At 66.8% G+C, this 23,019-nt stretch carries 24 protein-coding genes; 13 read left to right on the top strand and 11 right to left on the bottom strand.

Annotated features, from left to right (window positions below):
• Window positions 1-29 precede the first annotated feature (29 nt).
• Window positions 30-1,487 carry a hypothetical protein gene (locus VXD91_RS17425; RefSeq protein ID WP_133425435.1) on the top strand — a complete coding sequence of 486 codons (1,458 nt, stop codon included), beginning with the start codon at window positions 30-32 and terminating at the stop codon, window positions 1,485-1,487.
• Between the two features lie 19 nt (window positions 1,488-1,506).
• Here the strand turns inward: VXD91_RS17425 and VXD91_RS17420 are convergent, their stop codons facing one another.
• Together VXD91_RS17420 and VXD91_RS17415 are read right to left on the bottom strand one after the other, a co-directional pair.
• Window positions 1,507-1,854 (bottom strand): pyridoxamine 5'-phosphate oxidase family protein, encoded by a 348-nt coding sequence (locus VXD91_RS17420; protein WP_133425434.1) that lies wholly within the window; start codon window positions 1,852-1,854, stop codon window positions 1,507-1,509.
• A 24-nt stretch (window positions 1,855-1,878) separates the two neighbouring features.
• On the bottom strand, window positions 1,879-3,615 hold the full coding sequence (locus VXD91_RS17415) for an amidohydrolase family protein (RefSeq protein WP_346415956.1): 1,737 nt from the start codon (window positions 3,613-3,615) through the stop codon (window positions 1,879-1,881).
• A gap of 133 nt (window positions 3,616-3,748) precedes the next feature.
• Here VXD91_RS17415 and VXD91_RS17410 point away from each other — a divergent pair, with 133 nt between their 5' ends.
• From VXD91_RS17410 to VXD91_RS17380, 7 genes are all read left to right on the top strand, one after another.
• A complete protein-coding gene (locus VXD91_RS17410) occupies window positions 3,749-4,360 on the top strand; it encodes a hypothetical protein (protein WP_346415955.1) in 612 nt (203 codons plus the stop codon).
• Between the two features lie 80 nt (window positions 4,361-4,440).
• Window positions 4,441-4,824: a VOC family protein gene (locus VXD91_RS17405; protein ID WP_061000329.1), complete on the top strand. Its 384-nt coding sequence runs from the start codon at window positions 4,441-4,443 to the stop codon at window positions 4,822-4,824.
• Window positions 4,825-4,850: 26 nt separating this feature from the next.
• Window positions 4,851-5,384 (top strand): mycothiol transferase, encoded by a 534-nt coding sequence (locus VXD91_RS17400; RefSeq protein ID WP_346415954.1) that lies wholly within the window; start codon window positions 4,851-4,853, stop codon window positions 5,382-5,384.
• Window positions 5,381-5,947, top strand: a complete 567-nt coding sequence (locus VXD91_RS17395; RefSeq protein ID WP_346415953.1) for a PA-phosphatase — start codon at window positions 5,381-5,383, stop codon at window positions 5,945-5,947. The genes VXD91_RS17400 and VXD91_RS17395 overlap by 4 nt, the downstream gene beginning before the upstream one ends.
• 88 nt (window positions 5,948-6,035) lie before the next feature.
• Window positions 6,036-7,553, top strand: coding sequence for an aldehyde dehydrogenase family protein (locus VXD91_RS17390; RefSeq protein WP_138250658.1), 1,518 nt, complete (start codon window positions 6,036-6,038; stop codon window positions 7,551-7,553).
• Window positions 7,554-7,614: 61 nt separating this feature from the next.
• Complete coding sequence (gene ppk2 / locus VXD91_RS17385) at window positions 7,615-8,481, top strand: polyphosphate kinase 2 (RefSeq protein ID WP_346415952.1); 867 nt, start codon at window positions 7,615-7,617, stop codon at window positions 8,479-8,481.
• 27 nt (window positions 8,482-8,508) lie between these two features.
• The gene (locus tag VXD91_RS17380; RefSeq protein WP_346415951.1) at window positions 8,509-9,390 is read left to right on the top strand and encodes a hypothetical protein; all 882 of its coding nucleotides are present in this window, start codon (window positions 8,509-8,511) and stop codon (window positions 9,388-9,390) included.
• 51 nt (window positions 9,391-9,441) lie between these two features.
• On the opposite strand, the gene VXD91_RS17375 is transcribed toward VXD91_RS17380, so the two are convergent.
• Window positions 9,442-11,496: a prolyl oligopeptidase family serine peptidase gene (locus tag VXD91_RS17375; protein ID WP_346416090.1), complete on the bottom strand. Its 2,055-nt coding sequence runs from the start codon at window positions 11,494-11,496 to the stop codon at window positions 9,442-9,444.
• On the opposite strand from VXD91_RS17375, the gene VXD91_RS17370 reads away from it, so the two are divergent.
• Window positions 11,490-11,975, top strand: coding sequence for a DUF779 domain-containing protein (locus VXD91_RS17370; RefSeq protein ID WP_064858666.1), 486 nt, complete (start codon window positions 11,490-11,492; stop codon window positions 11,973-11,975). The genes VXD91_RS17375 and VXD91_RS17370 overlap by 7 nt on opposite strands.
• Here VXD91_RS17370 and VXD91_RS17365 read toward each other — a convergent pair.
• Both VXD91_RS17365 and VXD91_RS17360 read right to left on the bottom strand, forming a co-directional pair.
• Window positions 11,959-12,849, bottom strand: a complete 891-nt coding sequence (locus VXD91_RS17365; RefSeq protein WP_293015725.1) for a cyclopropane mycolic acid synthase family methyltransferase — start codon at window positions 12,847-12,849, stop codon at window positions 11,959-11,961. The genes VXD91_RS17370 and VXD91_RS17365 overlap by 17 nt on opposite strands.
• A gap of 6 nt (window positions 12,850-12,855) precedes the next feature.
• Complete coding sequence (locus tag VXD91_RS17360; protein WP_293015611.1) at window positions 12,856-13,719, bottom strand: cyclopropane mycolic acid synthase family methyltransferase; 864 nt, start codon at window positions 13,717-13,719, stop codon at window positions 12,856-12,858.
• Window positions 13,720-13,824: 105 nt separating this feature from the next.
• Between VXD91_RS17360 and lpdA the strand changes: the two genes are divergently transcribed.
• Both lpdA and VXD91_RS17350 read left to right on the top strand, forming a co-directional pair.
• Window positions 13,825-15,219 carry a dihydrolipoyl dehydrogenase gene (lpdA, locus tag VXD91_RS17355; protein WP_293015609.1) on the top strand — a complete coding sequence of 465 codons (1,395 nt, stop codon included), beginning with the start codon at window positions 13,825-13,827 and terminating at the stop codon, window positions 15,217-15,219.
• A 7-nt stretch (window positions 15,220-15,226) separates the two neighbouring features.
• Complete coding sequence (locus VXD91_RS17350) at window positions 15,227-15,496, top strand: hypothetical protein (RefSeq protein ID WP_073698362.1); 270 nt, start codon at window positions 15,227-15,229, stop codon at window positions 15,494-15,496.
• Here the strand turns inward: VXD91_RS17350 and VXD91_RS17345 are convergent, their stop codons facing one another.
• Window positions 15,497-16,045, bottom strand: coding sequence for a carboxymuconolactone decarboxylase family protein (locus VXD91_RS17345; RefSeq protein WP_064858663.1), 549 nt, complete (start codon window positions 16,043-16,045; stop codon window positions 15,497-15,499).
• A 118-nt stretch (window positions 16,046-16,163) separates the two neighbouring features.
• On the opposite strand from VXD91_RS17345, the gene VXD91_RS17340 reads away from it, so the two are divergent.
• Window positions 16,164-17,495, top strand: a complete 1,332-nt coding sequence (locus VXD91_RS17340) for a DUF5933 domain-containing protein (protein WP_346415950.1) — start codon at window positions 16,164-16,166, stop codon at window positions 17,493-17,495.
• A gap of 260 nt (window positions 17,496-17,755) precedes the next feature.
• Here VXD91_RS17340 and VXD91_RS17335 read toward each other — a convergent pair whose 3' ends face one another.
• From VXD91_RS17335 to ramB, 5 genes are all read right to left on the bottom strand, one after another.
• Window positions 17,756-18,022 carry a hypothetical protein gene (locus tag VXD91_RS17335; protein WP_346415949.1) on the bottom strand — a complete coding sequence of 89 codons (267 nt, stop codon included), beginning with the start codon at window positions 18,020-18,022 and terminating at the stop codon, window positions 17,756-17,758.
• A 5-nt stretch (window positions 18,023-18,027) separates the two neighbouring features.
• Window positions 18,028-18,420 carry a hypothetical protein gene (locus VXD91_RS17330; protein WP_346416089.1) on the bottom strand — a complete coding sequence of 131 codons (393 nt, stop codon included), beginning with the start codon at window positions 18,418-18,420 and terminating at the stop codon, window positions 18,028-18,030.
• A 155-nt stretch (window positions 18,421-18,575) separates the two neighbouring features.
• Complete coding sequence (locus VXD91_RS17325) at window positions 18,576-20,171, bottom strand: DUF4185 domain-containing protein (RefSeq protein ID WP_234880780.1); 1,596 nt, start codon at window positions 20,169-20,171, stop codon at window positions 18,576-18,578.
• 5 nt (window positions 20,172-20,176) lie between these two features.
• The gene (locus VXD91_RS17320) at window positions 20,177-20,470 is read right to left on the bottom strand and encodes a type VII secretion target (RefSeq protein ID WP_138250649.1); all 294 of its coding nucleotides are present in this window, start codon (window positions 20,468-20,470) and stop codon (window positions 20,177-20,179) included.
• A 38-nt stretch (window positions 20,471-20,508) separates the two neighbouring features.
• The gene (gene ramB, locus VXD91_RS17315) at window positions 20,509-21,927 is read right to left on the bottom strand and encodes an acetate metabolism transcriptional regulator RamB (protein ID WP_346415948.1); all 1,419 of its coding nucleotides are present in this window, start codon (window positions 21,925-21,927) and stop codon (window positions 20,509-20,511) included.
• Window positions 21,928-22,053: 126 nt separating this feature from the next.
• On the opposite strand from ramB, the gene VXD91_RS17310 reads away from it, so the two are divergent.
• Window positions 22,054-22,908 carry an acyl-[acyl-carrier-protein] thioesterase gene (locus VXD91_RS17310; protein WP_346415947.1) on the top strand — a complete coding sequence of 285 codons (855 nt, stop codon included), beginning with the start codon at window positions 22,054-22,056 and terminating at the stop codon, window positions 22,906-22,908.
• The last annotated feature ends 111 nt before the right edge of the window (window positions 22,909-23,019 follow it).

Raw genomic sequence — 23,019 nt, 5'->3', positions numbered from 1 at the left:
ATATTAGGCGCTTCGAGGGGGTCGCTCTCATGACTGCTTCTGTTCGACTCATGCCGACCAAGTTGGCGGCTGCGGCCCTGGCGGCCGGTGTGGTCGCGACCGGTGTCTCGATCGGCGCGGCGGAGCGCGCCGTACCGACCATCGAGGCCAACGTCGTCCCCACGTCGCTGATCACCGATGCGCTGGCGGGCGCGGGCTGGGTCGTCGACGGCCTCGCGGGAAGCGTCGCCATTCCGATCGAAGCGCTCGTCTCGCTGCCGTTCGATGCGCTGACCGCCATCGCCATCTCGGTGCAGCGTCCGGACTACGCCCCTTCGGTGTTGAGCTGGCTGGTCAACCGATACGCCAACCCCGCCGAGTCCTACCCGCACTACACGTTCCCGTGGGATTTCAAGGCCAACGCGATCGGCAACATCGCATTCGGGCTGCCCTATCCGCTGGGCCCGAGCGCCACCCAGCTGGGCCTGATCAACAGCATTGCCGACGGCATCGCCAACGTCATCGGCGCCGCCCTCGGCGGGCTGCCCGACCCGACGACCGGCGTCGACGCGACCGACGCCTTCTGGGCCACCACACCCGGTCGCATCATCACGTCGCTGAACAACGTGCCACTGGCTCCCGTGTGGGCGGCGTGGGATGTGGTCGACTATGTGGGCTTCCTGCCGTACAACGTGGCAGCGACCATCGAGGCGGCCATCAAGACCCCGCAGGAAATCCCCGGCCTGCTCAGCAATCTGGTCTACGGTCTCCTCGGGTCGGACACCGAGGGCGGACTGGCCGGCAACCTGATTGCCGATCTCAGCTATCCGTTGACGACCCTCCCGGGTCCCGTCGGTCAGTTCGCGACGGCCTTGGTCGCGAATGTCCAGCAGGGGCTTGACAATCTGCTGGCGAGTCTTCCGATGCCGGTACCACCGGCGCTGGCGAGTACCGCGGCCGCGAAAACCGCTGTCGTGACCGGGCCGGCGCCGACCGCCGCGGTCACCGGTGTGGCCGCCGGCGACATTCCCGCGGTCAACGCGCCGAGCGCGAACACGGTGACGCTCACGGTCTCGGACACTCCGAAGACTCCGGATGCGACCAAGACTGGGGATGCGACCAAGACTCCGGACACCGCCAAGACGCCGGATGCTGCGAAAGCGCCGGAGGCGCTCGATACGCCGAAGACGCCGGAAGCACCGGCCACCCCGGAGACGCCCAAGGCGCCCGACACCTCGAAGGCTCAGGACACCTCGAAGACGCCGGAGACGAAGCCGGACACGCAGGGCAGCACCACCGGCAAGCCCGACAAGAAGGCCGGAAAGGTCAAGTCGGGCAACAAGGTTCGGCCGGGCAAGTCCGCCCAGACCGGCACGGCCACGGGCCGACCCGGCAAGCCGGCGACGCCCGCATCGGAGCCGGGCGGGACCAGCAAGCCTGGCGACGGTGCCCCCGCCGGTGCGCCCGGCTCCAACTCCGGAGCCGATCAGTCCGGCGCAGCTGCCTGATTTCGTGCCGGCGGGCCGATCACTCCTTGAGCGAGACGCAGTCGTGGACGCCTTCGGGGCTGCGGTGCAGCACCGCTCGTGTCGGCGCGATGCGCAGGCCCGTGTCGGTGGCTTCGGCAGTCCCGTCGACGATCAGTGAGTAACCGGTGGGTTCCCGTGGCGGCCACAGCACCGTCACGGCCGGGTGGGCGCCGGCGTTGCGCCGGGTGGTGTTCCCGACGGGCTCGATCGTCACCGCGCCGCCGTCGAATGCCGGGACGACGGCCACCGTGTGCGGACGGAAATCGTCACCGACGGTGATCAGGAAGCCGACCGGGAAGTCGGCCAGGGTGTCGCCCAGTTTTTCCAGGTCCACCTTCACGCTCATGAGGCCAGGATAGGTCGCCGCCGCTCACGCCGGCGCGGGTTGGCGGCCGCGCACGAGCCGCCCCGGCCGGGCCGCCGTGGGTACACCGTTCTCCGCGATGATCTCGCCGGACACGATCGTCGCGACGTAGCCGTCGGCGGTCTGGTCCAGGCGGCGCCCGCCGGCGGGCAGGTCGTGCTCGATGGTCGGTTTGTGCAGCGTCAGCGCGTCCTGGTCGATGACGTTGAGATCGGCCTTGTAGCCCACCGCGATCCGGCCGCGGTCGTTCAGGCCCGCGACGCGCGCGGGTACCGACGTCAGCTCCTTGACGGCGTGTGCCAGGTCCAGCCGGCCGGCGGGCCGGTCGCGCACCCAGTGCGTCAGCAGGTACGTGGGAAATGATGCGTCGCAGATCATTCCGTAGTGCGCGCCGCCGTCGCCGAGGCCCAGGATGACGTCGTCGCGCTGGATCAGTTCGGCGACGGTGTCGAGGGAACCGTCGCGGAAGTTGGCGAGGGTGACCAGCAGCATGGCGTGGCCGTCGTCGTCGAGGACGCGGTCGTAGGCCTCCTCGAGCGGGCTGACGCCGCGGGCGGCGGCGCGGGCGGCGATCGAATCCGACGGTGCCGGTTCGTAATTCGGGGGAGTGCCCAGGGGGAACATGTAGTCCCACGCCTGCGCCGCGAACATCAGCGGGTGGCCGTCGGCGGCCGCCGTGTCGTTCAGGATGCGTTGGCGTACTTCGGGTTTGCGCATCTCGGCGACGCGCTCGGCCAGCGGCAGGTCCGCGATCTCGCGGTACGACGGATACAGCACGAACGGGTTGCCGGAAAGTTCGAGGCCGATGACGAGGCCGATGGGCCGCGGGAAAATCTGCGCGCTGATGCTGCCGCCGTCGGTGTTGGCCTTCTCGACCATGCGCAGCGCGTCCTCGAACGTGGCCGGCCCGGCGTTGCCGACGGCGAGCGTGAACGTGACGGGCAGGCCGACGTCGGCGGCGACGTCGAACACGGTCTTCAGTGCGACCTCGTAGTCGCCGGCCAGCAGGTCGGGTACGAACTGGATCAGGCCGCCGCCGCCGTCCTCGACGCCGCGCGCGATGGCCTCGATCTCGACCTGCGCCGCGTCGTGGCTGGGGATGGGCTGTCCGCCCGAGGTCTTGTGCAGCGTCAGCCGCGACGATGCGAAGCCCAGCGCGCCGCACTCCACGGCCTCGGCCGCGAGCTTGCGCATCAGGGCCAGGTCCTCGGGGGTGGCGGGCTCGCGGTCGACGCCGCGCTGACCCATCACATAGACGCGCAGCGGCGAGTGCGGGAGGAATGCCGCCACGTCGATGTCGCGGCGTCCGGCATCAACGGCGTCGAGGAACTCGGGGAAGGTCTCCCACGTCCACGGCAGGCCGTCGACCATCACCACGCCGGGGATGTCCTCGACGCCGGCCATCACGTCGACGAGCACGTCGTGATCGTCGGGGCGGCAGGGCGCGAAGCCGACGCCGCAGTTGCCCATCACAGCGGTGGTTACGCCGTGAGCGGAAGACGGGGTCATCCGGTCGGACCAGATGGCCTGTCCGTCGTAGTGCGTGTGCAGGTCCACGAAGCCGGGGGTGACGAGCCTGCCGGTGGCGTCGATCTCGCGGGCGCCGGTCCCTTCGACGGTGCCGACCGCCGCGATCAACCCGCCCTGAACTGCGACATCGCCGCGGAAGGGCGCGCCGCCCAAGCCGTCTGCGATGAGTCCGTTGCGAATGACGATGTCGTAGGCGGCGCCCGCTGCGTTCATGTGAACAACGTACGACTCAGGCCGTCATCAGATCTGTGAGTTGGCTTTGAGTTGAAGTTAGAACGACTAGGCATCGCCAAACCGATGTATCGTGATAGGTACAAGATGCATCGAACAAATGAAAGGAATAGCGATGTTCTCAGCTGGTTTCGGCCCCGGTTTCGGTGGGGGCTTCGGTCCCGGATTCGGGGGCTTCGGTCCCGGCGCGGGTGGTCCCGGCGCCTGCGGCCCGGGCTTCGGCGGTGGTTTCGGCGGCGGCTTCGGGCCGGGGGCCGGACATCACTTCTTCCGGGGTCGTATCAAGCGTGCCGCGATTGCGGCGGCCGCGCTACTACAGGAAGGTCCGGCCACGGCGGAGCAGCTCTCGCAGCGGGTTTCGGAGATCACCGACGGCGCGTTCACGCCGCCGGTGGACAAGGTCGAGTTCGTCATCTCACTGCTCGCGGCGCGTGGCGTGGCCACGGTCGAGGACGGTGTCGCGACGCTGACCGAGTTCGGTGAGCAGTTGCTCGCCTGGCGCGGCGTCAGCAGCGAGACGGTGCAGGCGTTCCTCGGGCAGGCGGGGAAGTTCGGCGATGTCATCAAGCTGCGCAAGGACTTGTTCGAGCTCGCCGGGCTGGCGCGCACGATCAAGTTCACCGGCAACGACGCGCAGAAAGCCGACCTGAAGGCGGCGGTCGCCACCCTGTCCGGCGCGGTGGCCGAGGCCAAGAAGGCGCTCTACCGCACCTTGGCTGACAACTGACCGAGGCCGACGATCGGAGCGGCGGACCCATGCGGGTTCGTCGCTCCGATGTTGTCGGTGCCCCGTGGCACGATCTGGGCATGATCGACCACTTCGGTATCAACTGCAGTGACTGGGCCAAGTCCCAGCAGTTCTACGACGCCGTGCTCGGCGTGCTCGGCTTCAGTAGGCAGATGGACTTCGGGGTCGCCATCGGTTACGGCCGTGACGGCAAGCCGGATTTCTGGATCGCCGACGCCAGCGCGGGGGAGGCCTCGGGGCCGAACCGTGAGGTGCACTTTGCCTTCCAGGCCGCGGACACCGACGCGGTGACGGCGTTCCACGACGCCGCCGTCGAGCTCGGCGCCGAGTCGTTGCACGCGCCCCGGCTGTGGCCCGAATACCACCCCGGCTACTTCGGTGCGTTCGTCCGTGACCCCGACGGCAACAACGTCGAGGCGGTCTTCCACGGCGCGGCCGGATAGCTGCGAGCTCGGGTAGCGTCGGCGATATGTCTGACACCGCTGCGGCGCGGGAACTGTTGCGCGACTCGTTCACCCGACTCATCGAGCACGTCGACGAGGTCACCGACGGTCTGACCGACGACGTGTCGTGGTGGCGGCCGACTCCGGAGGCGAACAGCATCGCGTGGCTGCTGTGGCACAGCGCGCGGTGCCAGGACATGCAGCTGTGCGATGTCGCGGGCGTCGAGCAGGTGTGGACGAGTGAAGGTTGGGAGCAGCGGTTCGCTCTCGATCTGCCGCACAGTGACGCGCCCGGCTATGACATCGGATATGGCCACACCGCCGAGGATGTCGGCAAGGTCCGGCCGCCGGTCGAACTGCTGGTCGGCTACTACCGCGCGGTGCACAAGGTGACGCTTGAATATGTCGCGAGCGTGACCCCCGAGGCGCTCGAGCAGGTCATCGACCGGCGCTGGAACCCTCCGGTCACCGCGAGCGCGCGGCTCGTCAGCATCGTCGACGATTGCGCGCAGCATCTTGGGCAGGCCGCGTATGTGCGGGGCATCGCCGCGCACAGATGACAGGTGCGAAGTTCGTCCGCTGGTGGCCGCCGGTCGGACTGGTGCTGATGGCCCTGTTGGGCTGGGGTGTCGGTAGGGCCTCGACACCGGTCGACGACGTCTTCCAGGACGCGGGCCGGGCCGGAGAGCCGTATACCGGTTGGCTGCTCTTCTTCACCGATCCGCGTGTGCTCCTGGTGATGCTCGTGATCGCGGTGGGAATCGCGTTGTGGCACAAGCGCTGGCGGCTGGCCGCGGTCATCGCGTTGACGCCCCAGTTGGCGGTGGTCATCGAGCGCGGGCTCAAGGAGCTGTTCGGCCGGCACAAGGGTGGGGCGCTGGCCTATCCGAGTGGGCACACCGTGCTGATGGTGACGGTGCTCGGCGTCATCGTCGTCGCCGCCGGGGCGGTGCTGTGGGCCCGAGTGCTGGCCGGCGTCTTCGTGCCACTAGGCATGCTCGGCCAGGCCTTCACGTACCACTACTTCACCGACACCGTCGGCGCGCTGCTCTTCGGGTCCAGCCTGGTGTGCCTGGCGGCGCGGCTGCTCGCGGTGCCGGCGGGCCGGGAAGCCGGGGCCTGATCTGTCGGAGCCGTGTCCGGCCCGGCCATTTTTGACACGCGTCAAGCCGGGTGCGACCCGCGTCACACCCGGTCGTTACGATGGCGGTATGACCGCTACGTCTGACGTCCAATCGCCCGGTTCCGGCACCATTTACGACCCCGCCACGGGTGCCATCGCAGGAACCGTGAGCTGGACCGATCCGGCCGACGTGCCGCGCATCGCAGCCGGCCTGCGCGCCGCGCAGCGCGAGTGGGAGGCCCGCGGACCCCAGGGCCGGGCGAAGGTGCTGGCCCGGTTCGCGGTGTGGCTGAACGATCACCGCGATGAGGTCGAGGCCCTGCTGATCCGCGAGACCGGCAAGTCGACGGTCGACGCGAAGGTCGAAATCCCGCTGGTCATCCTGATCATCTCGTACGTGGTCAAGACCATGGAGAAGGCGCTGGCGCCCGACACCCGGCCGGCCCCCATGCCGATGCTGTCGATCAAGAAGATCACCGTGCACTACCGCCCGCGCCCGGTGGTCGGCATCATCGCGCCGTGGAACTACCCGGTGGCCAACGCGTTGATGGACGCCATCGGCGCGCTCGCGGCCGGCTGCGCGGTCCTGCTCAAGCCGTCCGAGCGCACTCCGCTGACCGCCGAGCTGCTGCTGCGCGGCTGGACCGACTCCGGCGCGCCCGAGGTGCTGGCCCTCGCACAGGGCGCGCGCGAGGTGTCCGAGGCCGTCATCGACAACTCGGATTTCGTCCAGTTCACCGGCTCGACGGCCACCGGCCGCAAGGTCATGGAGCGTGCGGCCCGTCGTCTCACACCGGTCAGCCTCGAGCTCGGCGGCAAGGACCCGATGATCGTTCTCGAGGACGCCGACGTCGAGCTCGCCGCCAACGCCGCGGTCTGGGGCGCGATGTTCAACGCCGGGCAGACCTGCGTGTCCGTCGAACGCGTCTACGTGCTGGAACCGGCCTACGACGCGTTCGTCGATGCCGTCGTCAAGGCGGTGCAGAACCTCAAGGTGGGTGCCGGCGAGGGCTATCACCTGGGCGCGCAGATCGACGCCGGCCAGGTGGACATCACCGAGCGGCATGTCAACGAGGCCGTGGCGGCCGGCGCCCGCGCGCTGACCGGCGGCAAGCGCCCCGACGGTCCGGGCAGCTTCTATCCGCCGACGGTGCTGGTCGACGTCGACCACACGATGGCGTGCATGACGGAGGAGACGTTCGGCCCGACCTTGCCGATCATGAAGGTCGCCACCGTCGGCGAGGCGGTACGCCTGGCCAACGACAGCCCGTACGGTTTGAGCGCGACGGTGTTCTCGGGCGATGTGCAGCGCGCCAAAGACGTTGCGCTGCAGCTCGACTGCGGCGCGGTGAACATCAACGACGTGCTGGCCAACCTGATGTGCACCACCGCCCCGATGGGTGGCTGGAAGACGTCGGGCATCGGCGCGCGGTTCGGTGGGGCCGACGGCATCCGCAAGTTCTGTCGCCAGGAGACGGTCGTCGAGCCGCGCACGAGCAAGGGCGCGGGCGGCAACTACTACCACAATTCGATGAAGGCGCTGGCCCGCATGAACAGCGTCCTGACCAAGGTGTCGCTGATCCGGTCCAAGCGCACCGCCAAGTAGCGCCACCAGTTGTTCACCGTGACGTCACCGCCAGGTTCGGCCCGGCGGTTACGTTCAGCCGGTGATCCTGGACGCCTCTGCCGCCGACACCTACACCGTCCGCGACGATGACGACGACGACCCCGAACTGGTGCTGCTGCCCAGCGGGGAAGTGGTCGACACCTGGCGCGAGGGTTACCCGTACGACGAGCGGATGAACCGGCACGAGTACGAACAGCAGAAGCGCCTGCTGCAGATCGAGCTGCTGAAGCTGCAGAAGTGGAGCCAGGCCAACGGGCTGCGGCACGTCATCGTCTTCGAAGGCCGCGACGCCGCAGGCAAGGGCGGCACCATCAAGCGGTTCATGGAGCACCTCAACCCGCGTGGTGCCCGCGTCGTCGCGCTGGAGAAGCCGACCGAGAGGGAACGCACCCAGTGGTACTTCCAGCGGTACGTCACGCATCTGCCGGCCGCCGGCGAGATCGTGCTGTTCGACCGCTCCTGGTACAACCGGGCCGGTGTCGAGCGCGTGATGGGTTACTGCACGCCCAAACAGCACGCTGAATTCGTCCGCCAGGCACCGCTTTTCGAGCAGATGCTGGCCAACGACGGCATCAGCCTCACCAAGCTGTGGTTCTCGGTGACCCAGGCCGAGCAGCGCACCCGCTTCACGATCCGTCAGGTCGACCCGGTGCGGCAGTGGAAACTCTCGCCGACGGATCTGGCCTCGCTGGACAAGTGGGACGCCTACACGGCGGCCAAGGAAGAGATGTTCGCCTGGACGGACACCGAGGTCGCGCCGTGGACCGTGGTGAAGAGCAACGACAAGAAGCGCGCCCGGATCAACGCCATGCGGCATGTTCTCGGTAAGTTCGACTACGACAACAAGGACCATGAGGTGGTCGGACACGCCGATCCGCTGATCGTGGGACGGGCGCTGTCCGACTGAGCAGCGCCCACCAACGTAGGAGGGCGCTTGCGATTCGTCGCGACACTGCTGTTGTGGCTGGTCACCACCGTCGCTGTGGCGGTGGCTGTGCCGGTCTGCTGGGCGCAGCACACACTTGTCGACCGGGGCGGCTACGTCGCCCTGGCCACCACGGCAGCCAAGAACCATGAGCTGCAGAAGGCCACGGCCAGCGAGCTGGGCATCCAGGTCAACAGGCTGGCCACCAGCGCGGGATACGACCTGAGCACCGGCACCGTGTCGAAAGCCGCCGGTATCTACACGTCCAGCTCGGCCTTCCCGGGCCAGTTCGGCGCCGCGAACGGCTACGCGCACGACTGGCTGTTCACCGACACCATGGCGCACTCGGACTCGTCCGGCCGGTGGACCATCGACCTGTCGCCGATGCTGTCGGACCGGTCGTTCAAGGCGACCTTGGCGGCGTTCGGGGTCCGCGTCCCGTCGAAAATCGAGGTACCGATCACCGATTCGGCGCAATCGTTGCGGCCGGGTCAGTTCCGCGCCGCGACGACGTGGGGACCGTGGGCTCGGGTCGGCATCTGTGTGCTGACGGGCGTGTTCGCTCTGCTCACGCTGGCGGTGACGCGGTCACGCGGTAAAACCGTTGCCGCCCTGGGTATCTCGACCATGATCGTCGGCGCCGCGGGCTGGGCCGGCATCGAGGCGGGGCGGCGTTACATCAACGACGGGCTGAACCGCACCACCGGCAACGTCCGCCAGGTGGCCGACGTCATGGTCGACACGGCCATCGCCAACGCCCACCAGTGGCTCAACATCACCCTCGCGATCGGCGGCGGGCTGGTGGTGCTGGGCGTGCTCGTCACGCTGCTGGGCAACCTCGGCCGACGCGTCGTCCGCAAGCCCAAGCCGGTGGCGGCTCCCGCCGCCTGACAGTGATTTGTGCACGAAAATCCGCGGTCAGCGCGGAAAATCGTGCACAAATCACGATCCGACGGTGCGTTCCAGGAACGAGTAGACCAGCGCGGCTTTGAACGCGGCCTGCGAATTGTCCGCGGCCCCGCCGTGTCCGCCCTCGATGTTCTCGTAGTAGCTGACGCGGTGGCCGGCGGCCTCGAGGGCCGCCGTCATCTTCCGTGCGTGACCGGGGTGCACCCGGTCGTCGCGCGTCGACGTGGTCATCAGCAGCGCCGGGTACTTCCGGTCGGCCGAGATGTTCTGGTACGGCGAGTACTTCGAGATGAATTCCCAGTCGTCGGGGTTGTCGGGGTCGCCGTACTCGGCCACCCACGACGCGCCGGCGAGCAGCAGGTGATACCGCTTCATGTCGAGCAGCGGCACGCTGCACACCAGGGCGCCGAAGAGTTCCGGATACCGCGTGAGCATGACGCCCATGAGCAGCCCGCCGTTGCTGCCGCCCTCGGCGGCGAGTTGTTCGACGGTGGTGATGCCGCAGCGTACCAGATCGGCTGCGACGGCGGCGAAGTCCTCGTACACCAGGTGGCGGCCCTCGCGCATGGCCTGCGTGTGCCAGCGCGGCCCGTACTCACCGCCGCCACGGATGTTCGCCTCGACGTAGGTACCGCCCTGCGTCAGCCACAACCGGCCGAGCACCCCGGCGTAGCCCGGCAGCATCGACGACTCGAAGCCGCCGTATCCGCTCAGCAGCGTCTTGCGTGGCTCGGTGACACCGCGTTGTCCCACAACGAAGTACGGGATGCGCGTGCCGTCGGCGGACGTCGCGAAATGCTGTGACACCTCGACTTCGGAGGCGTCGAAGAATGCCGGGGCGCGCTTGATCTCGGTGACCGCGCCGCCGGCGTGGCCCCACAGCAGGCGCGACGGGCTGTCGAATCCGCTTGAATCCAGGAAGATTTCGTCGCCGTACTCGTCGACGTCGACGATGACCGTGGTGGCGTGCTCAGGCACGCCCGGAATGTCCGTGCGTTCCCAGGTGCCCGGCGTGACCAGCTCGATGTGGCCGATGACGTCGACCAGCGTCTGCAGCAGCAGCCGGTCGCGGGTCCACGCGAAGTTCTGCATGCTGCTGTGGTCGTCGGGTTCGAAAATGACACTCAGCTCGCGGTTTCCGGCGAGGTAGTCGTCATAGCGTGCGGCCAGCAGCGTGCCCGCCGCATACTTCGTCTCGCCGACGGTCCATTCGACGCGCGGCCGGATCAGCAGCCAGTCCCGGTGAATGGAGATCGCGGCATCGGTGGGGACGTCGATGCGGATGAGCTCGTCGCCGCGGACCTCGTAGCGTTCGCGGTTGAAGAAGTCGGTGGACCGTGACACCAGCAGCCGCTCGAAACCCGGTGTGCTGTCGTAGCCGGCGCCGACGCTGACGTCGGAAGCCTCGCCTTCGAAGATCGTCACGGCGTCGGCGAGCGGCTGCCCGCGGTGCCACCGCTTGACGATCCGGGGGTACCCCGACTCGGTCATGGCGCCCGGCCCGAAGTCGGTGCCCACCAACACCGTGTCGGGGGTCTCCCAGGAGACGCTGGACTTGGCTTCCGGCAGGTTGAAGCCGTCGTCGACGAACTGCCTTGTCTCCATGTCGAACTCACGCACCACGGTGGCGTCGGCCCCGCCGCGCGACAGCGCGATCAGCGCCAGGTTCAATCCGGGTTCGATGACGTCGGCGCCGGCCCACACCCAGTTCTCGTCCTCGTCGGCCGCGAGCTTGTCCAGGTCGATCAGCACGTCCCACTCGGGGGCTTCGGTGCGGTAGCTGTCGAGCGTCGTGCGACGCCACAGCCCGCGCGGGTTCTCCGCGTCGCGCCAGTAGTTGTAGAGGAACTCGCCCCGCCGGCGGACGTACGGGATGCGGGCGTCGGTGTCCATCACCTCGAGGGCATCGGCGCGCATCTGCTCGAAGCGCTCGCCGCCGAACTCGGCGATCGTCGGCTCGTTGTGCGCACGCACCCAGGCGAGGGCGTCGTCACCCGTGACGTCCTCGAGCCAGAGGTAGGGATCAACTGGGGATTCAGAACTCACCTGGTCATTCTTACTCCCCGGCGTAGGGTGGCCGTATGCCATCTCGGGCACTGATCACCGCCGAGGCCGCCGAGCTGCTGCGCGCGCTGCAGAACCAGCACGGCCCCTTGATGTTTCACCAGTCGGGCGGATGCTGCGACGGCTCGTCGCCGATGTGCTATCCCGACGGCGACTTCATCGTGGGGGACCGGGACGTGCTGCTGGCGGTTCTCGATGTCGGCTCCGACGGCGTCCCGGTGTGGATCTCCGGGCCGCAGTTCGAGGCCTGGCAGCACACCCAGCTCATCATCGACGTGGTCGTGGGCCGGGGTAGCGGGTTCAGCCTGGAGGCGCCCGAAGGCAAGCGCTTCCTGTCGCGCGGGCGGGTGTTCAGCGAGGCGGAGAACGCCGCGTTGGTCGCGCAGCCGCCCGTCACCGGCGCGCAGTACGCGCAGGGCGTCAGGCCGGTGCGGGACGGCACGCTGATCGTCGATCACGCCGAGGAGGCGTGCCCCGTGCCGGGTGTCAGGCCTCTGGCTTGACGTAGGTCACCAGATTGACGTCGAGCATCTCGTCACTGAAGTAGTGCCGGCACCCGCGCAGGTACCGCATGTAGCGCTGGTAGACCTCCTCTGAGGTGACGGCCAGGGCCTGCTCGCGGCGCGCCTCCAGCTTGTCGGCCCAGATGCCGAGCGTCTGGATGTAGTGCGGGCGCAGCGAGAGGCATTCCGGCACCTCGAATCCGGCTTTCCTTCCGTGCTCGACCATCATGTCGGCGGTCGGGATCCGGCCGCCCGGAAAGATCTCGGTGACCATGAACTTGATGAAGCGCGCGGTCTCGAACGTCAGCGCCTTGCCCCGCCGGTTCAGGTCGTAGGGGTGGTATCCGGTGCTGCTCTGGATCACCATCCGGCCGCCAGCGGGCAGGATGTCGAAGCAGTTCGTGAAGAAGTCGTCGTAGCGGTCGAACCCGAAGTGCTCGAAAGCCTCGATGGAGACGATGCGGTCCACCGGTCGGTGAAACTGCTCCCAGCCGTGCAGTTGCAGTTCGCGGGTCCTCGGACTGTCGACGCCGTCGAGCAGGCGCTTGGTGTACGCGAACTGATTCTTGGACAGGGTCAGGCCGATGACGTTGACGTCGTACTTCTCGACGGCCCGGCGCATGGTCGCGCCCCAGCCGCAGCCGATGTCCAGCAGCGTCATTCCCGGTTCCAGGTTCAGCTTGTCCAGATTCAGGTCGATCTTTGCCACCTGGGCGTCTTCGAGGCTCAGCCCGGGCGGTTCGAAATAGGCGCAGCTGTAGGTGCGGCTGGGGTCCTGGAACAGGCCGAAGAAGTCGTCGGAGATGTCGTAGTGGGCCTGGATATCGTCGAAGTGCGGCTGCAATTGTGTTGTGGCGGAGGTGGTCTCGTCCATGGTCACTTACTTCTCCAACGTGAACTGGACGACGTCGGCCTGCTTGTTGCGGAACAATTCGGCGCAGCCGGTCAGGTACTTCTGATAGCGGTCGTAGACCTCTCGGGACTGGATTCTGATGGCCTCGTCCCGCTGGTCCGCCAGGTTCTGCGCCCAGATGTCGAGCGTCGTGGCGTAGTGCGGCTGCAGTGAGTGTTTCCGGGTGACGGTGTATCCGGCCGCCGTTGCGAGTTCCTCCACCACGGGGATGATCGGCAGCCGGCCGCCCGGGAAGATGTCTGTCAGCAGAAACTTCACGAAGCGGGCGAATTCGAACGTCAGCGGTATCCCGAGCTCCTTGGCATCACGGAAGTCGAAGCCGCAGATGGTGTGCAGCAGCATGACGCCGTCGGGCGGCATGGCCGCGTACGTCCGCCGGAAGAACTCCGGATAGCGGTCCGGACCGAAGTGCTCGAAGGCGCCGATCGAGACGATCCGGTCGACGGGCTCGTCGAACTGTTCCCAGCCCTGCAACCGGACTTCCCGGCTGCGGGCGCTGTCCATCCGGTCGAAGGTGCGCTGCACGTGGGCCGCCTGGTTCCGCGACAGCGTCAGGCCGATCACGTCGACGTCGTACCGTTCGACGGCGCGCAGCATCGTCGACCCCCAGCCGCAGCCGATGTCCAGCAGCTTCATCCCCGGCAGCAGGCCGAGCTTGCTGAGCGCCAGGTCGATCTTCGCCAGCTGCGCTTCCTGCAGCGTCATGTCGTCGCGCACGAAGTAGGCGCAGCTGTAGGTCTGGGTCGGATCGAGGAACAGCCGAAAGAACTCGTCAGAGAGGTCGTAATGCGCCTGCACATCGCTGAAGTGCGGCATCAGGGAGTTGGACATGGGACATCGACCCTTTCTGGCGATAGGTCCCCGCCGTATACCCCGTTTCGCAAAGTTGAATCGGTCTCCCGACCCTCCTCGCCGCCGCGCCTATAAGGTGTGCATGTGACTCACTATGACGTCGTCGTTCTCGGAGCCGGTCCCGGCGGATATGTCGCCGCAATTCGCGCAGCCCAGCTGGGGCTGACCACCGCCATCGTCGAACCGAAGTACTGGGGCGGCGTCTGTCTCAACGTGGGATGCATCCCATCCAAGGCCCTGCTGCGCAACGCGGAGCTGGCCCACATCTTCACCAAGGAAGCCAAGACCTTCGGCATCAGCGGCGAGGCCACCTTTGACTTCGGCGCGGCGTTCGACCGCAGCCGCAAGGTCGCCGAGGGCCGCGTCGCGGGCGTGCACTTCCTGATGAAGAAGAACAAGATCACCGAGCTGGAGGGCTACGGCACCTTCACCGGCCCCAACTCGATGCGCGTCGCGCTGAACGCCGGTGGTACCGAGGATCTCACCTTCGACAACGCGATCATCGCCACCGGTTCGTCGGTGCGGCTGGTGCCCGGCACCTCGCTGAGCGAGAACGTCGTCACCTACGAAAAGCAGATCATGACCCGGGAGCTGCCCGGCTCGATCATCATCGCCGGCGCGGGCGCCATCGGCATGGAGTTCGCCTACGTGCTGAAGAACTACGGCGTCGACGTGACCATCGTCGAGTTCCTGCCGCGCGCGCTGCCCAACGAGGATGCCGAGGTCTCCAAGGAGATCGAGAAGCAGTACAAGAAGTTGGGCGTCAAAATCCTCACCGGTACCAAGGTCGAGTCGATCGAGGACAACGGTTCCGAAGTGACCGTCGTCGTGAGCAAGGACGGCGCCAAGCAGGAACTCAAGGCCGACAAGGTGTTGCAGGCCATCGGTTTCGGCCCCAACGTCGACGGCTACGGCCTCGACACGACGGGTGTGGCGCTCACCGACCGCGGCGCCATCGCGATCGACGACAACATGCGCACCAACGTGCCGCACATCTACGCCATCGGTGACGTCACCGCCAAGCTGCAGCTCGCGCACGTCGCCGAGGCGCAGGGCGTCGTCGCCGCCGAGACCATCGCCGGTGCCGAAACCCAGACGCTCGGCGACTACCGCATGATGCCGCGCGCCACGTTCTGCCAGCCGCAGGTCGCCAGCTTCGGACTCACCGAGGAACAGGCCAAGGCCGAGGGCTACGACGTTGTCGTCGCCAAATTCCCGTTCACCGCCAACGGCAAGGCGCACGGCCTGGCGGACCCGACCGGTTTCGTGAAGCTGATCGCCGACAAGAAGCACCTCGAACTGCTCGGTGGACACCTGATCGGCCCCGACGTGTCCGAGCTGCTGCCCGAGCTGACGCTGGCCCAGAAGTGGGACCTGACCGCCACCGAACTGGCCCGCAACGTGCACACCCACCCGACGCTGTCGGAGGCGTTGCAGGAGGCCATCCACGGCCTGGCCGGCCACATGATCAACTTCTAGGTCGGTCTTGCGCGCGAATGTCGTTGCCGCGATAGGCGGTTTGGTCGTCGGTCACATGCTGTGGCTGCTGGCCATCTCGCTCGCGATGGACACCACCAGCATCAGTTCCTGGGTGCTGGTGGTGTCCGCGGCGGTCGTCGTGGTGGCCGGCGTCGCCGTGTTCTTCGCGCGAAAGTTCCAAGAGCGCAAGGCTTTTGCCAAGTCCGCGTTCCTGTGGTGCCTACCCGTCGCGCCGGTGCTGATGACGCTCGCGGTGCTGGGAGTCACCTACCTCTAGCTAGTCCGGGAAATCGAGCGGCACACGCAGCGTCGCGATGGTGGCCGCCAGGCCGTCGTAGTGCGCGGCCAGCAGGCAGAAGTCGATGAGCTGCTTGCGGTCGAGGTACGACGCCAGCGACTTCCACGTCTGGTCGGACACCGACCGGGTGATGACGAACTCGTCCGTCGCGGTGATCAGCACGCGCTGCCGGTCGGTGAGGCCCTCGGCGTCGGGGCCCTCGAAAATGCGGGCCTGCGTCTCGGCGTCGACGCCGCGGCTGCGGGCGAGGCGGCGGTGCTGCTGCAGTTCGTACTCGCTGCCGCGCAGATGCCCGACGCGCAGGATCACCAGTTCGGCGTCCTTGAGCCCCAGCTTGCTGCGGCCCAGCAGCATGCCGGAGTAGGGGAGGAACGTCAGGAACAGCAGGTGATGCTGGCCGAGGACGTTGAAGAGCGCGAACCTCGGGGCCCGGATGGTCTTGGCGCCGATCTTGGCGATGACCCAATTCAGCGGGCCGAGTTCACGGAAGCCGCCGGGTTCGATGCGGGCCGGCTCGATGCTGTTCACAATTCCCGAGTCTGGCACAGGCGGCGGGGTCTTAGGGTCGAGCCATCGAGTGATGCAGGTGAGTCGCAAATTGGTCGCAAATTGCTGGTAGCGGCGGCCGACGGCCTATCGTCTATGCGTGTTCACCGAACATTCACCCTTCCTTAAGGAGGGTGTACCGCCCCGGACGAAGGTCGCGATCGGCATAGCGCTGGTCGCGACATTCATGTGCGCACTGCAGATCACAGCGATGCTGTGTGGATTCCGGGGTCCGATCGAGCGCCTGATCAGCGATTACGTCGGAACTCCGGCAGGGTTCACGGTGCCGTGGGCGGCGTTGGTGGTGGCTCTGGTCGCAGTGCCGCGGCAGTACCGGTTGCCGGCGGCGGGCGTGGCGTTGGGGCTCGATGTGGCATTTGTCGGTGGCCGCGAGTTTCTCGGTCTGCCCTCGGCGATGGGCAGCGGCGCGCTGGTTGTGCTGACTGGCCTGGGCGTGCTTGCCCTGCTGCGGTGGACCGGCCCGCAGCGTGACACCGCGCTGAAGGGTGTCGCCACCGGCCTGCTGCTGGTCCTCGCGACCAAGGCCGGCGACGCGTGGCTGACGATCACGTCTCTGACGCGCCCTACTGTTCTCGATGAGTTCGCGGCGCGGGCCGACGTTGCGCTCGGGCAGCCGTCCTGGGTGCTGGGGCAGCTGGTGCAGCACCACTCGGTCCTCTACATCGTGCTGCACTGGGTGTACCTCGAACTGTCCGCCGCCGCGACTGTGGTGGCCATCTATCAGCTGCGCAACGTCACCACCGGTGGACGGTGGCCGCAGCACTTCGTCGTGCGGACCTTTCTGGTGCTGGGTCTGATCGGGCCGCTGATCTATCTGATGTTCCCGTTGGTCGGGCCGACCTATGCGTTCGGCGCGGCCGGGGGCGGCTTTCAGGTCGGGGACTTCTGGCCGGCGCTGCTGCCGCCGGTTGACGGGTCTGCGGTTCCCATCGCGTTCGACACATCGACCCCGCGCAACTGCATGCCGTCGCTGCACACGGCGTGGGCGCTGGCCGTGTTCATCCATTCGCGGTCCGGTCCGCGGTGGCTGCGCATCGGCGGCACCTGCTGGCTCGTGGGCACCCTCGCCGCGACGCTGGGCTTCGGCTTCCACTACGGCGTAGACCTCGTCGTCGGTGCGGCGTTGTGCCTGACGGTGGAATCGGCGCTGCGGGAACCGGTTCGGCCGGCACCCCATGCCCGGCTGCGACTGATTGCCGGTGGCGTGGCCATCATCGTCGGCCTGATGCTGTGCGTTCGTTATCTGTCGGAATGGATGGCGCACTATCCGGTCATGTTCGGGCTGCTCATCATCGGGGCGCTCGCGACGCTGACGTACGGCTTCTACGGCACGTTCTTCTCACGTCCGGGCACCCCTGCGCCGGCGATTGAGCGATTGACGGGCGAAGAGTCAGAAAGTCCAGCTGCGTGACGGCTGCAGGACGAAGCCGTGCTTCTTGTCGTCGATGTACGCAACGAGGTTGACGTCCGCAGCGCACGTGAAGTACGTGACTCTCGGGCGTCGTAGTTGATCTTGGTGCCGTTTGGAAGTCGCTTCTCCAACGGACCCGACGTGCATGAGGTGTTGGATTGCCGAAACCGATAGGGCTGCGGATCCCCGTCCCGCAGCGGCACACTGTTGGGCCCGACCGACGTGCAGCTGCTGTCGGTACTTCCCGAGTTCGTACCGGGCTATGCGAATGGTGTCGAGCAGCTCTTCGCCGTGTACCCGTTGATGCTGCAACGGATACCGTCCGCGGTGGAGAACTCCTCGGTTGACCCGGTGTGCTCCTTGACGTCGTAGTCGTGGCTGTTGACCAGAACGTAGTCATTCAGATTCGGGAAGCTGGTCAGCTCGGCGCGGGCAGTGGTCGGCGTGGGGCTGGCCGGGTGGTTGGAGCAGGCGGCACCCGCGAACGTGGCGAATCCCGCGATGATGACCGCGGAATGTACTCTCATCGTGATCAGACCCGCGGAAGCCAGGCAGATCCGTTGGGAGACAAGACGAAACCCCGCCCCTGGGAGTCCTTGCATGCAGTCGTGCGCTTGTCGTCAACGCCGCAGATCACTCCATTGACGGTAAGCGTGTGGAACGGCGGGAGTGTCTTGAGGCTGCTTCTCTGCGGGATGCCAGAGCCGATTGCGGCCAATCCATAGTCTGTCCCGATCGAATTGACGCCAACTGTGGCCGGCGGAACCGACGGAAAGTTGTTGCCCGTGCAGATCGCTGCAGGCGGAGCCATGTAATCGCAGGTGATGCCGTCAGGAGTCAGGAAAACAACTTGTGTGGCGTGGATGCCTGGCGTGGATGCGTCGACTTCGTAGTCGGCGGCGTTAACCGGTACGTAGCGGCTCATGTCGGGAAACGGCGGCGGATCCGCCCAAGCGCTGGGGTGGGCGGCGCTGCTGAGCAGGGTCATCACCGCGACGATGAAAGATGCTCTGGGGAGTGCTCTCATGTCAGATCCTTCCAGAATCAGCTGAACGGTAATCGCGTCGCGCCCGATCCGCGTTACCTGGACGCATTGACCTGTACCTGCTGAGTGTCGTATGGCGCGCCGAGCGGTTGGCCGTCGGGGCCATTTTGAGTATTCCATTGGCTGACAAGGATATTCAGGTCGTCGAGCGATGATCCCGGCATGATGTAGCCGCCGTACGGCTGGAAGACGTAGCCAGGCGCCGCTGGCGAGTTCTGTTGGGCCGCAATGATCGGCGGCGGTGCGAAGATCTTGGTCGGGTCATCGGCCACGCGAACTTCGACCTGATTGACACCTGGAGTGCTGTTGAACCCTGACAACACGGGGTGGCCATCGATCTCGCGGAAGCTCAATTCGCCGAAGTTCTGTCCACGACTCAATACGGCGGGTACGTCGCGGGGCTGCCCCCAGTCGTTGCCGGTCCACGGCTGCCATGCACTGCGATCCGCGGCGTGCGCCGGATCGACTCGGTACATAGTGACGCCCTGGCTGCGGTCGAACGAGTCTCCCGCTATGTACACCATTCCGTCTTTGCCCTGGTAGCCGCTCACCTGTGTAGGCGGGTTTCCGGGCAGGCCGGGATAGGAGGGACGCCACGAGCCGGGCACGGGTTGCCAACCTTTGGACGGATCGTTTGAGACCTCGACGAGCCATGAGCCAGCTGTCGGCTTCAGGCCGGAGGTTCCGCTGACCATCATGTAGGTCTTGCCGTTGGCCTGAAATGAGCCGGCTGGCAGGGGATTGGTGTTCGGGTCGATCGCCAGTGCTTCCGGTGGGGGTGGGAACAGGACACCTGGGGTCCCGGGGCCGCCGGGGCTGTTGAGCGGCTGGCCGAAGATGGGCCTGCCGTCCTTGTCCCAGCCGACGATCGGCACGGCGACCGAGCGGTAGTGCTCGTTGTCTGGCCCGCCGACCTTGTCGCCCTTGAAGGAGTCGCCGAAGACGGCTACCAGCCGACCGTCTGGAAGCTCGACAATCTCGCCGAGATCAGCGGCCCCGATGCCCGGAATACCCGGCTGAGCGCCGGTGCCGGCGATGGGCCCGAGGTTCTTGACTCCGCCCGGCGGCACCGAACCGTCGGCCCCGGGACCACCGCCCCCGGGGCCGAGTTTGAATCCGTTCAATTGCGTGCCGATCAGCTTCAGTGCCGCGGCTACCTGAGCATCGATGCTGGCCAATTTCATCGCCAGACCACGGATCGCTGCCTGGTATGCGTGCCGCGCGAGCTCGCGCACGAGCAGCATCGGGGCCACAAGAATTTTCGGCAGTCGATCGGTGACCGTTAGATCCTCGCTGACGGAGAACATCTCGTCCTCGGCGTCGTCAATCGCCTTGATCGCGTCGCGTTTTGCGTTGCCGATCGTCTGGGCGCCCCGGGTGGCCGTCGTTTGAGCGTGCTCGATCCGTTCCAGAACCGAATGGACCTTGGCTACATCAGCCTGCATACGTGCCTTGGCCTGTCTACCCGCGGTGCCGCTCCAGTCGGCGTTCTCGAGTCCGTGCTGGGCTTTGTCGTAGGCGTCCTTCAGTTTCGTGGCGCGTTGGCCCCAGTCCTTTGCCGCAGCGTCCAGCAACTCGGTGTTCCAAGACTGGACCTGTGACTTCGTCGGCATCGAGATCGGTGCGGTCAAGACTCCTACCGACCCGGCATCGCCCGCGATATGCCTGCGCCGCCCGCGGCGTCAGCGGCTTCGTATTCTGTGGCGGCCTTGGTCAGGTTGCCACCGAATTCGGTCAGGGCCGTCGCACATTCACCATCGACATGATCAATCCCGGCGGACACAGCACCCACGGCCGCGGCGCTTGGTTGCCACGATGGGCCAGCCGTGACTGGCGAGGGCGCTGCCTTCAACCCGCCGGCGATCTCGTTGAATTCTCCGGCGAGTGACCGCAGACGGGCAGGATCGACCTTCAGGTTCGAGAGAGCCACGCATCAAGCCTATGCCCGCGCTGGCGCGCTGCCTGTCACTAATTCGCCCGCTTCACGACGTACGGCGTCACGGTGCTGCGGTGTTCGTCGAGGTCGAGTTCCCGGCCCAGCGCGGGGAACGCGCGTTGCGGACAGTTGTCGCGCTCACACACCCGGCAGCCCGAGCCGATGGGCGTCGCGGCGCCGCCGGACAGGTCCAGCCCTTCGGAGTAGACCAGCCGATTGGCATGGCGCAGTTCGCAACCCAGCCCGATGGCGAACGTCTTGCCCGGCTGGCCGTAGCGCGCGGCGCGTCGTTCCACGGTGCGCGCCACCCACATGTAGTTGCGCCCGTCGGGCATCTGTGCGATCTGCACCAGCATCTTGCCGGGGTTGGCGAACGTCTCGTAGACGTTCCACAGGGGACAGGTGCCGCCCGACGACGAGAAATGAAAACCGGTGGCGGACTGGCGTTTCGACATGTTCCCGGCCCGGTCGACGCGGACGAACGACAGCGGCACGCCGCGCATCGACGGCCGCTGCAGCGTCGACAACCGGTGTGCGATGGTCTCGTAACTCACCGAGTGATACGCCGACAGCCGCTCGACGTCGTAGCGGAATTCCTCGGCGACAGCATGGAATTGGCCGTAGGGCAGCACTGCGGCCGCGGCGAAGTAGTTGGCCAGCCCCATGCGGGCCAGCTTCACCGACTCCTCGCTGGTGAAATTGCCTTCGGCTACCAGGCTTTCCAGCAGGTCGCCGAATTCCAGGTAGGCGAGCTCGGCGGCCAGTTTGAACACGTACTGTCCCGACGACAGGTGGCCGCCGATCTCCAGCGTCCTGGTTTCGGGGTCGTACCGGTGCAGCACATTGTCGCCGAGTTCAAGCCGCTGCACGATGCGCACGTGATGGACGCGGCTCAGCCGCTCGGCCAGCTCGCGGGACAGCTCGGATCGGCGCATGTGCATGCGGAGGATGAATTCCTCGGCCGCGGTGTCGAGTTCGTGGAGGTAGTTCTGGCGCGTGTAGAAGTAGTCGCGCACCTCCTCGTGCGGCATCGTGATGGCCCCGCTGCCACTGCCGTCGGAGAACCGGTCTTCGGTGGCGGCGGCCAGTTGTGCCGTGGACAACCGGTAGCGGCGGTGCAGGTCGACCATCGCGCGCGCCATCGTCGGGTGGGTGCTGACCAGGTCGGCGATCTCCGGGATGTCGACGTCGACACCCAGGTCGCGATCCATCAGCGCTTCACGCAACTCCGCGACCAGGCGGGTGTCGTCCTGGGAGGCGAAGAACGTGGCGTCGACCCCGAACACCTCGGTGATGCGCAGCAGCACGGCGACGCTCAGCGGCCGGACATCGTGCTCGATCTGGTTGAGATAGCTGGGGGAGATGTCGAGCATCTGCGCCAGCGCCGCCTGGCTGAAGCCGCGTTCGCCCCGGAGCTGACGCACCCGGGAGCCAACGAAAGTCTTCGCCACGAAACCAGGCTAGCAATCATGTGAATACCGTCTTCGCACAATTGGCAAAAATGGGCTGTGGCAGGATCGGGCCCGCGGGTGAGTTGGACGATCCAGCCGCGTTGGCCCGCTGGGAAAGGGGCCGCCATGAGCACCGCGGAGACCATCGACAAGGTCGTCGAAAAGACCACTGCCGCACCGGCAACGGGCCTGGCCAAGACCCTCGCGCCGGTCCCGGAGGGGCATCCCGACGTCTTTGACACCAGCTGGCCGCTGCGGATGGCCGACGTCGATCGCGACGGCCGCCTGCGGTTCGACGGTGCCTGCCGGCACATCCAGGACGTCGGCCAGGACCAGCTGCGCCAGATGGGCTACGAAGACGTCCACCCGGCCTGGGTCGTCCGGCGCACCATGGTGGACCTGATCCGTCCGTTCGAGCGCGGCGACATCCTGCGGCTGCGGCGCTGGTGTTCGGGCACGTCGAACCGGTGGTGCGAGATGCGGGTGCGCATCGACGGCCGTAAGGGCGGACTGATCGAGTCCGAGGCGTTCTGGATCAACATGAACCTCGAGACGCAGGGACCGGCCCGCATCTCGGACGACTTCCTGGCGGGTCTGAAGCGGACCGCCGCCACTGATCGGCTGCGCTGGAAGGGCTACCTCAAGGCCGGCGGTCGCGACGACGCGCTCCGGATCGTCGACTTCCCGGTCCGGGTCAGCGACATCGACCTGTTCGACCACATGAACAACTCCGTCTACTGGTCGGTGGTCGAGGACTACCTGCAGACCTATCGCCCCGAACTGCTCGAAGCACCGCTGCGGGTCACCATCGAGCACGACGCCGCGGTGGCGCTGGGGGAGCGGCTCGAGATCATCACGCACGAGTACCCCGCCGGATCGACCGAGAAATTCTCTCCCGAGCTATGTGACCGCAGTGTTACAACGCTCACATATGTCGTCGGTGACGAGGTCAAAGCCGTCGCGTGCCTGTTCGCGCTCTGAGAGCGCGGATTTAACAGTACGAGCGTACTGACCAGCGCGTTTCGGTTACCGTTCGGTAGCTTCTGAACCGGTCAAGCACCTCAGCAACTTCGCAATCTTCGCAACTTCGCT

Source organism: Mycobacterium sp. SM3041 (assembly GCF_039668335.1).
Lineage (GTDB): Bacteria > Actinomycetota > Actinomycetes > Mycobacteriales > Mycobacteriaceae > Mycobacterium.
The sequence above is the reverse complement of the archived record's forward strand: the minus strand, read 5'-3'. Positions and strand labels throughout refer to the sequence as shown.